This window comes from Mycolicibacter sinensis (assembly GCF_001667945.1).
Taxonomy (GTDB): Bacteria; Actinomycetota; Actinomycetes; order Mycobacteriales; family Mycobacteriaceae; genus Mycobacterium; species Mycobacterium sinense_B.
Map to the genome: position 1 here is coordinate 1 of NZ_LZJK01000061.1, position 8,494 is coordinate 8,494.

8 protein-coding genes are annotated in these 8,494 nt (G+C 68.4%); 1 reads left to right on the forward strand and 7 read right to left on the reverse strand.

Features of this window, described 5'->3' with window-relative positions; all coding sequences use genetic code 11:
* The 7 genes from A5694_RS08185 to A5694_RS08210 form a co-directional block, all read right to left on the reverse strand.
* Positions 1 to 345: Ohr family peroxiredoxin (locus tag A5694_RS08185; RefSeq protein WP_064921342.1), on the reverse strand; the 345-nt coding region annotated here is incomplete at its 3' end.
* A 31-nt stretch (positions 346 to 376) separates the two neighbouring features.
* Positions 377 to 1,825 carry a catalase gene (locus tag A5694_RS08190; protein WP_064921343.1) on the reverse strand — a complete coding sequence of 483 codons (1,449 nt, stop codon included), beginning with the start codon at positions 1,823 to 1,825 and terminating at the stop codon, positions 377 to 379.
* 85 nt (positions 1,826 to 1,910) lie between these two features.
* Complete coding sequence (locus A5694_RS22470; protein ID WP_082952576.1) at positions 1,911 to 2,306, reverse strand: hypothetical protein; 396 nt, start codon at positions 2,304 to 2,306, stop codon at positions 1,911 to 1,913.
* 80 nt (positions 2,307 to 2,386) lie between these two features.
* Positions 2,387 to 2,746 carry a hypothetical protein gene (locus A5694_RS08195; RefSeq protein WP_064921344.1) on the reverse strand — a complete coding sequence of 120 codons (360 nt, stop codon included), beginning with the start codon at positions 2,744 to 2,746 and terminating at the stop codon, positions 2,387 to 2,389.
* Between the two features lie 82 nt (positions 2,747 to 2,828).
* Positions 2,829 to 3,941 carry a DUF4185 domain-containing protein gene (locus tag A5694_RS08200; RefSeq protein WP_064921345.1) on the reverse strand — a complete coding sequence of 371 codons (1,113 nt, stop codon included), beginning with the start codon at positions 3,939 to 3,941 and terminating at the stop codon, positions 2,829 to 2,831.
* Positions 3,942 to 4,022: 81 nt separating this feature from the next.
* The gene (locus A5694_RS08205) at positions 4,023 to 5,060 is read right to left on the reverse strand and encodes an aspartate-semialdehyde dehydrogenase (protein WP_064921346.1); all 1,038 of its coding nucleotides are present in this window, start codon (positions 5,058 to 5,060) and stop codon (positions 4,023 to 4,025) included.
* Position 5,061: 1 nt separating this feature from the next.
* Entirely contained in the window at positions 5,062 to 6,327 is a 1,266-nt protein-coding gene (locus A5694_RS08210) for an aspartate kinase (protein WP_064921347.1), read from the reverse strand.
* Positions 6,328 to 6,561: 234 nt separating this feature from the next.
* On the opposite strand from A5694_RS08210, the gene leuA reads away from it, so the two are divergent.
* Positions 6,562 to 8,376 (forward strand): 2-isopropylmalate synthase, encoded by a 1,815-nt coding sequence (leuA, locus tag A5694_RS08215; RefSeq protein WP_064921348.1) that lies wholly within the window; start codon positions 6,562 to 6,564, stop codon positions 8,374 to 8,376.
* Positions 8,377 to 8,494 lie beyond the last annotated feature (118 nt).

Sequence of the window (8,494 nt, forward strand, 5' to 3'; positions counted from 1 at the left end):
GTCGGCGACGGCCTGCGACAGCCCCGGCAGGTTCCCGATGATGGTTCCGGTCAAGCCGAATTCTTCGGTGGCGATGTCCTTGCCCAGGGCTACCTGGACGGTGACGTTCGTGGCGTCTTCCAGTGCGACGGCCGAGCGGCGCGCCACCAGCCGCAACGCGCCCAGGAAACAGGCCGCGTACCCCGCGGAGAACGACTCCTCGGGGTTGGTGCCCTCAGCGTTGCCGCCCAGCTCGCGGGGTGGGCGGGTGTCCAGGTCGATGCGGCCGGTCGCCGAACGGACGTGGCCGTCGCGGCCCCCGCCGGTCGCGGTCGACTCGGTGGCGAAAACGACGTGGATGCTCATGGCTCGATCATGCCAGGCCGGCGCCCGACCGTCAGGCGAGATTGGCCCGCACCCCGGCCTCCACGGTGCGCCCCAGATCCTTATCGACGTTGTGCCAGTATTCGAACACCCGCGACAGCACCGGCTCGCGCACACCGGCAGAGACATGCCCGATGATGTTGGCGGCCAACCTTTTTCGTTGCTCGTCGTCAAAGACGTGACGGACCAGGGTTCCGGCCTGGCCGAAGTCGTCGTCGTCTGCGCGCAGCGTGTAGGCCGCGCGCACCATGTCACCGTCGACGTGCCAGCGCACTTCGGCGGCGCGAGCCGGGTCGGCGACCGGTCCGCCGGTCGAGTTCGGCGCATACACCGGGTCGCTCGCGTTGCGGAACCGCATGGCCCCGTCTTTGGAGTAGCTGCGCACGTCGGTCTTCGGCGCGTTGACCGGCAACTGGTTGTAGTTGGTCCCGATCCGGGCGCGGTGCGCGTCGGCATAGGAGAAACCGCGGGCCAGCAGCATCTTGTCGGGGCTCAGCCCGGTGCCGGGCACGGTATTGCTGGGCTCGAACGCCGCCTGCTCGATCTCGGCGTGGTAGTCGCTGACGTTGCGGTCCAGCGTGAAGCGTCCGACGTCGATCAGCGGATAGTCGGCGTGCGGCCACACCTTGGTGAGATCGAACGGGTTGAGCCGATAGGTCTTGGCGTCGGCGAACGGCATGATCTGCACTTTCACCGCCCAGCTGGGATATTCGCCGCGCTCGATCGCGTCGTACAGATCGCGCTGGTGATAGTCGGCGTCGGCGCCGGCGAGGCGCTCTCCCTCGTCCTGGGTGAGGCACTGCACGCCCTGGTCGCTGATGAAGTGGTATTTGACCCAGAAGATCTCGTCGGCGGCATTGATCCAGCTGTAGGTGTGGCTGCCGTAACCGTTCATGTGCCGCCAGGTTTTCGGCAGGCCCCGATCCCCCATCACGTAGGTCACCTGGTGCGCCGATTCGGGGTTGAGCGTCCAGAAGTCCCATTGCATGTGATGGTCACGCAGATTGCTTGCCGCCAAGCGCTTTTGGGATCGGATGAAGTGCTGGAACTTCATCGGGTCGCGCAGGAAGAAGACCGGCGTGTTGTTGCCGACGATGTCGAAGTTGCCCTCGGACGTGTAGAACTTGAGCGCAAACCCCCGCACGTCGCGCCAGGTGTCTGGGCTGCCGCGTTCGCCGGCGACGGTGGAGAACCGGGCCAGCATCTCGGTTTCGGCACCCTGCTGGAATACCGCCGCCCTGGTGTAGGCGCTGACATCGGCGGTGACCTCCAGCCGCCCGAATGCCCCGCCGCCCTTGGCGTGTGGCTGGCGTTCCGGCGTGCGTTCCCGGTTGAACATCGCCATCTGTTCGAGCAGGTAGTGGTCCTGCAGCAGGATCGGGCCGTTTGGGCCGACCGTCAGCGACTGGCTGTCACTCGGCGCCGGCGCACCGGCCTCGGTGGTGGTGTAGTGCTCGGTCATCGATGGGTCTCCGTTCAGGTGGGCGCAACCGTGAGTTGCCCCCGAATCCCCTTGGAATCCGGGGGCATTCGCGTGCTCAGTCCGGCTAACGGGGCGGTGGGGGCGGCGGGGGGGCCGAGGGGGGCGGGGCCGACGGGGGCGCGGGCGGCGGAGGCGGCGGTGGGCTGCCCGGGCCACCCGGGCCGTTACCGGGACCGGCAGGCCGGAAGCCGGGCCAACCCGGTTCGTTGCCCGGGCCGGCGGGCCCGAAGCCGGGACCCATCGGCGGACCGTGATGCATCATGCACGGCCCGTGGTGGCGAGGTCCGTGCCATCCGCCGTCGCTGAGGTAGGCGCCTGCGCTGAAGATCACCGCCGCGATGAAGACCGTCCCGGCGATGATCACCACCCACGCCGCGGCCTGATACAACCGGTTGGGTTTGGCCGGTTGTGGTGGCGGTGGTGGAGGCGGCGGTGGCTTGGAGGCTGGTGTCTCGGTCATATCGCCCAATCATGCCGGAGAACGACGCCAGCCGCCGCCCTTCGGGTGGGGCGGCGGCTGGGTGCTCGTGGCCGGGCCGGCTAGCGGCCCGGGGTCGGCGCCGGGGGGCGGGTGACCGATGGCGGAACGTCGCTAGGCCCCGCGCCTTCCGGCCCTGGCGGAGGCGCCATCGGGCCCGGTCCCCGGTGGGGGCCATGGTGGAACCCCTCGTGGAAGCCCTTGTGGAACATCGCCCCGTGATGGGGGCCGTGGTGTCCGCGGTGGCAGTGGTGCCCGCGCATGCCGCCACTGGCGTAGACGCCGGCGACGAAGATCGACGAGACGATGAAGACGACCCCGGCGACGATCGCGACCCAGGCGGCCAGCCGGTAGACCCAGTACGGCTTCTGCTCGACGGGCGGTGCGGCCGGCGGTGTGGTGGGTTCGGGTGTTTGGCTCATGGTTGCAATGGTGCGGGGCCAACCACCCGGCATCGCTAGGTGTTGGCTATGCGTCAGCTATGAGCCGATGAGCCTAGGCTCGTTAGCCCGCTGACCAGGGCTTGAATGGGTTGACCGCGAACTGGATCACCCGATAGGGCGCCCGGTGCCGTGGCTCGGTGTTCCACTGGCTGATGAACACCCGCAGCTCATCCAGCGTCGACCCCGGCGAGATGTAGCCGCCGTAGGGCTGCGCCAGCCGGTTGTCGAACGGCGAGGGCAGCGTCTCGACCGGCACCGGGGGGTCGGGCCACTCGGTGTGCTGCACCACGGTGGTCACCGGCGCGGTCCCCAGCCCGGTCGGCTCGTAGGCCACCCGGACTTCCATGTTTCCGGTGGTGCCGTTGAAGTAGGACAGCACCGGCTTGCCGTCGACCTGGCGCAGGCTCAGCTCGCCGATCTGGTCGTTCCACAGCGGCGTGGGCGGGTAACCCCAGCCTTTTTCGGCCGACCAGCCCTGCCAGGCCGACCGGTCGGTGAACTTGTCCGGGGTGACCCGGTACAGCGTCACCGACGCGCTGCGGTCGAAGTTGTTGGCGACGACGTACACCCAGCCGGTGACCGAGTCCGGTGTTGGAACCGGATCGTAGTAGCCGCTGATCTGGGACTGACCGAAATCCTGGTAGGAAGCCGCTCGCACCGAGCCCGGTACGGTCTGCCAACCCGGTTGCGCCGGATCGGCTTTCACCAGCCGCGATGTCTGCGGCACCAGCATCTTGGCGGTGGTCACCATCAGGTAGTTGGTCCGGTTGATCGACACGATCCCGGCCGGCAGCTGCGTGCAACCGGCCGGTGTCGGGTCGGCCAGCAGTGGCTTGTCCACCCCGAGCACACCGGTGTAGCGGATGCCGGCGGAGTCGTCGACCGAGTCCGGGTCGAGCCGCAGCGCGATCGGGGAATACCAGCCGCCGAACCCCACGCCTTGACCGGCGAAACTGTCTCCGCAGATCTGCAGCACCGCGCTGGGGAACTCCATGAACTCGCACAGATCGGTGGCGCCGATGCCGTAATCGCCGGTGAGCGTGCCGGTTCCAGCGCTCGGTCCGATGCGGACCACCTGGCCTTCGGCGAGCGGCCAGAGCACTGGGCGTGGGATCGGCGCGGGCGGTTCGGCGTGTGCAACCGACGGGACGGCCACTAGCGCCACTGCCGCCATGGATCCCGCCGAGCGTGCAACCAGTGCGAAATTTCCGGCGATTTTTCGCAGGCGTTGCACGTTCGGCGCCCTAAGCGAGGGTTAGGACGCCGCCAGCAGCTCGGCGATCTGAATCGTGTTGAGCGCTGCGCCTTTACGCAGGTTGTCCCCCGAGACGAACAACGCCAGACCACGGCCGTCGGGAGCCCCGGGATCGACCCGGATCCGGCCCACCAGGGAGTCGTCGGCGCCGGCGGCGGCCAGCGGGGTGGGCACGTCGGTCAGCGTCACCCCCGGTGCAGCCTTGAGCAACTCGGCGGCCCGCTGCGGGGAGATCGGCCGGGCGAATTCGGCGTTGATCGACAGCGAGTGCCCGGTGAACACCGGCACGCGAACGCAGGTGCCGCTGACCAAAAGCTCTGGGATGCCGAGGATCTTGCGGCTCTCGTGCCGCAGTTTCTGGTCCTCGTCGGTCTCACCGGAACCGTCGTCGACATAGCTGCCCGCCAACGCCACCACGTTGAACGCAATCGGCGCGACGTACTTGTTCGGCGCCGGGAAGTCGACCGCGCCACCGTCGTGCACCAACTGCTCCGCACCGTCGGCGACCGCACGGATCTGCGCCGCCAACTCCTGCACGCCGGCCAGCCCGCTGCCCGAGACAGCCTGGTAGGTCGAGACGATCAGCCGGGTCAGCCCCGCCTCGTCGTGCAACGGCTTGAGCACCGGCATCGCGGCCATGGTGGTGCAGTTCGGGTTGGCGATGATGCCCTTGGCCAACTGCTTGCCGCGCACGTCGCGGTCGAAGTTCACCTCGGACACCACCAGCGGCACATCCGGGTCCTTGCGCCACGCCGACGAGTTGTCGATCACCGTGACCCCGGCGGCGGCGAAGCGCGGCGCCTGCACCTTCGACATCGCCCCACCGGCGGAGAACAGCGCGATGTCCAGCCCGGTCGGGTCGGCGGTCTCGGCATCCTCGACCTCGATCTCAGCGCCGCGGAACTCCAGCTTGCGCCCGGCCGAGCGCGCCGAGGCGAAGAACCGCACCTCATCGGCGGGGAAGTTGCGCTGCTCGAGCAGGGTGCGCATCACCTGGCCGACCTGGCCGGTGGCGCCGACTACTCCGATGGCGACCATGTCAGCGCCCCGTCCCGCCGTAGACGGTGGCCTGCTCATCGCTGCCCAGCCCGAACGCCTCGTGCAGGGAACGGACGGCCTTGTCCAGGTCGGCTTCGGCGCACAGCACCGAGATCCGGATCTCGGAGGTGGAGATCAGGTCGATGTTGACGCCGTTGTCGGCCAGCGTTTCGCAGAAGGTGGCCGTCACGCCCGGGTGGCTGCGCATGCCGGCGCCGATCAGCGAGACCTTGCCGACCCGGTCGTCGTAGAGCACCTCGGTGAAGCCGATCTCGGCCCGCAGCGATTCCAGCTTGGCCACCGCGGCCGGGCCGTTGTCGCGTGGGCAGGTGAAGGTGATGTCGGTCTTGCCGTCCTCCACCTTGGAGACGTTCTGCAGCACCATGTCGATGTTGATGTCGGCGTCGGCGACGCCACGGAAGATCTTGGCGGCGTAGCCGGGCAGGTCGGGGATGCCGACCACGGTCACCTTGGCTTCGCTGCGGTCGTGTGCGACCCCGGTCAGGATGGCGTCTTCCATGGGGATGTCCTTGATCGATCCGGAAACGATGGTGCCGGGCTTGTCCGAGTAGGAGGACCGGACATGAATGGGCAGGTGGTAGCGGCGGGCGTACTCCACGCAGCGCAGCATCAGCACCTTGGCGCCGCAGGCGGCGAGTTCGAGCATCTCCTCGAAGGTGACGGTGTCCAGCCGCTTGGCGTTGGGCACGATGCGCGGGTCGGCACTGAAGATGCCGTCGACGTCGGTGTAGATCTCACAGACATCGGCGTGCAGCGCTGCTGCGAGCGCCACCGCCGTGGTGTCCGAGCCGCCGCGGCCGAGGGTGGTGACGTCCTTGGTGTCCTGGCTGACGCCCTGGAAGCCGGCGACCAGCACCACCTGGTCTTCGCCGAGCGCGGCCTGCAGCCGGCCCGGGGTGACGTCGATGATCTTGGCCTTGCCGTGCACGCCGGTGGTGATCACCCCGGCCTGCGACCCGGTGAAGGAGCGGGCGTTGCAGCCCAGTTCCTCGATAGCCATCGCCACCAGGGCGTTGGAGATCCGTTCCCCGGCGGTGAGCAGCATGTCGAGCTCGCGGGCCGGCGGGGCGGAGGAGACCTGTTGGGCAAGGTCCAGCAGGTCATCGGTGGTGTCGCCCATCGCCGAGCAGACCACGACGACCTGATTGCCGGCCTTCTTGGTCTCGACGATGCGCTCGGCGACGCGGCGGACCCGGTCGGCATCAGCCACCGACGATCCGCCGTATTTCTGCACGACGAGCGCCACTTTTCGTCCCTTCCGTGGGTGGGCTTGTCCCAGGATAGGGGAAGCCCCTCGCGGCGTTGACGCTGCGCCCGGGCCCGTTTTCTGTGACAGCCAGCTGGGCGCGTAAACTCCACGGTGTGCAGCGGGTGCTCCTCCTCGGACGCCGCGACGGGGTCTGATCCAGACCGGCTTCCCGTCGCGGGTGTTCGCGATGCGCCGGTCTGAATTCCATTCGAGAACCCCGGAGCAATCACCGTGACCAGTTTTTCTCAGTCTTCTCCCGACGCGTTCACGTCGGGCCGCCGCCTCACCAAACCCGCCGGCCCGCCCAATCCGGGCCAGCCCGCCTGGAACACGCAGCGCGGGTCGGCGATGCCGGTCAAGCGCTACCGCAGCTTCGCCGACGAAGTCGAAAAGATCAGCCTGCCGGATCGCACCTGGCCGGACCGGGTCATCGACCGGGCCCCGCTGTGGTGCGCGGTCGACCTGCGTGACGGCAATCAGGCGCTGATCGACCCGATGAGCCCGGCCCGCAAGCGGCGGATGTTCGACCTGCTGGTGACCATGGGCTATAAGGAGATCGAGGTCGGGTTCCCGTCGGCCAGCCAGACCGATTTCGACTTCGTCCGCGAGATCATCACCGACGGCGCCGTCCCCGACGACGTCACCCTGCAGGTGCTGACCCAGTGCCGCGACGAGCTGATCGAGCGCACCTTCGAGGCCTGCGCGGGCGCGAAGAACGTGATCGTGCACTTCTACAACTCGACGTCGATCCTGCAGCGCCGGGTGGTGTTCCGCGCCGACCGGGCGGCGGTACAGGCCATCGCGGTGGCCGGGGCGCGCAAGTGCCTGCAGGAGGCGGCCAAGTATCCGGGCACCCGGTGGCGCTACGAGTACTCACCGGAGTCCTACACCGGGACCGAGCTGGAGTACGCGAAGGAAGTCTGCGACGCCGTCGGCGACGTCATCGAGCCGACACCGGACAACCCGATCATCTTCAACCTGCCGGCCACCGTGGAGATGGCCACCCCGAACGTCTACGCCGACTCGATCGAGTGGATGCACCGCAACCTGAAGCGGCGGGACTCGGTGATCCTGAGCCTGCACCCGCACAACGACCGCGGCACCGCCGTGGCCGCAGCCGAACTGGGATATCAGGCTGGCGCGGACCGGATCGAGGGCTGCCTGTTCGGCAACGGCGAACGCACCGGCAACGTCTGCCTGGTGACACTGGGTCTGAACCTGTTCTCCCGCGGGGTGGACCCGCAGATCGACTTCTCCAACATCGACGAGATCCGCCGCACCGTGGAGTACTGCAACCAGTTGGGCGTGCCCGAGCGTCACCCCTACGGCGGCGACCTGGTCTACACGGCGTTCTCCGGCAGCCACCAGGACGCCATCAACAAGGGCCTGGACCAGATGAAGATCGATGCCGACGCCGCCGACGCGGATGTCGACGACATGCTCTGGCAGGTGCCCTACCTGCCGATCGACCCGCGCGACGTGGGCCGTACCTACGAGGCGGTGATCCGGGTCAACTCGCAGTCCGGCAAGGGCGGCGTGGCCTACGTGATGAAGACCGACCATGGGCTGGTGCTGCCGCGCCGGCTGCAGATCGAGTTCTCCCGCGTGATTCAGCAGCTGACCGATGGGGAGGGCGGAGAGGTCACGCCGAAGGAGATGTGGGACGCCTTCGCCGACGAGTACCTGAACCCGGTCCGGCCGCTGGAGCGCATGCAGCAGAAGCTGATCGCCGCCGAGACCGATGACGGCACCGACCGCATCGAGGCCGTGGTCAAGGTCGACGGTGTGGAGACCGAGATCGCCGGCGCCGGCAATGGCCCGTTGGCGGCGTTCGTCGACGCGCTGAGCCACGTCGGAGTGCACGTCCACGTGCTGGACTACTCCGAGCACGCGATGAGCGCCGGCGAGGAGGCCCAGGCCGCGGCGTACGTGGAGGCCCAGATCGGTGACCGGACCGTCTGGGGCGTCGGGATCGCGTCGTCGATCACCACGGCGTCGCTGCGGGCGGTGGTCTCGGCGGTGAACCGGGCGGCCCGGCCCGGCTGAGCCCCGCGAACAACTTCGGCCCCACGCGCAACCGCGGGGTCGGTATGTGGGTGTTGCCCGCCTCTCAGCGACAACGATGGTTATGTCAGCCGCGGGCGCTTGACATAACGGCACTTGT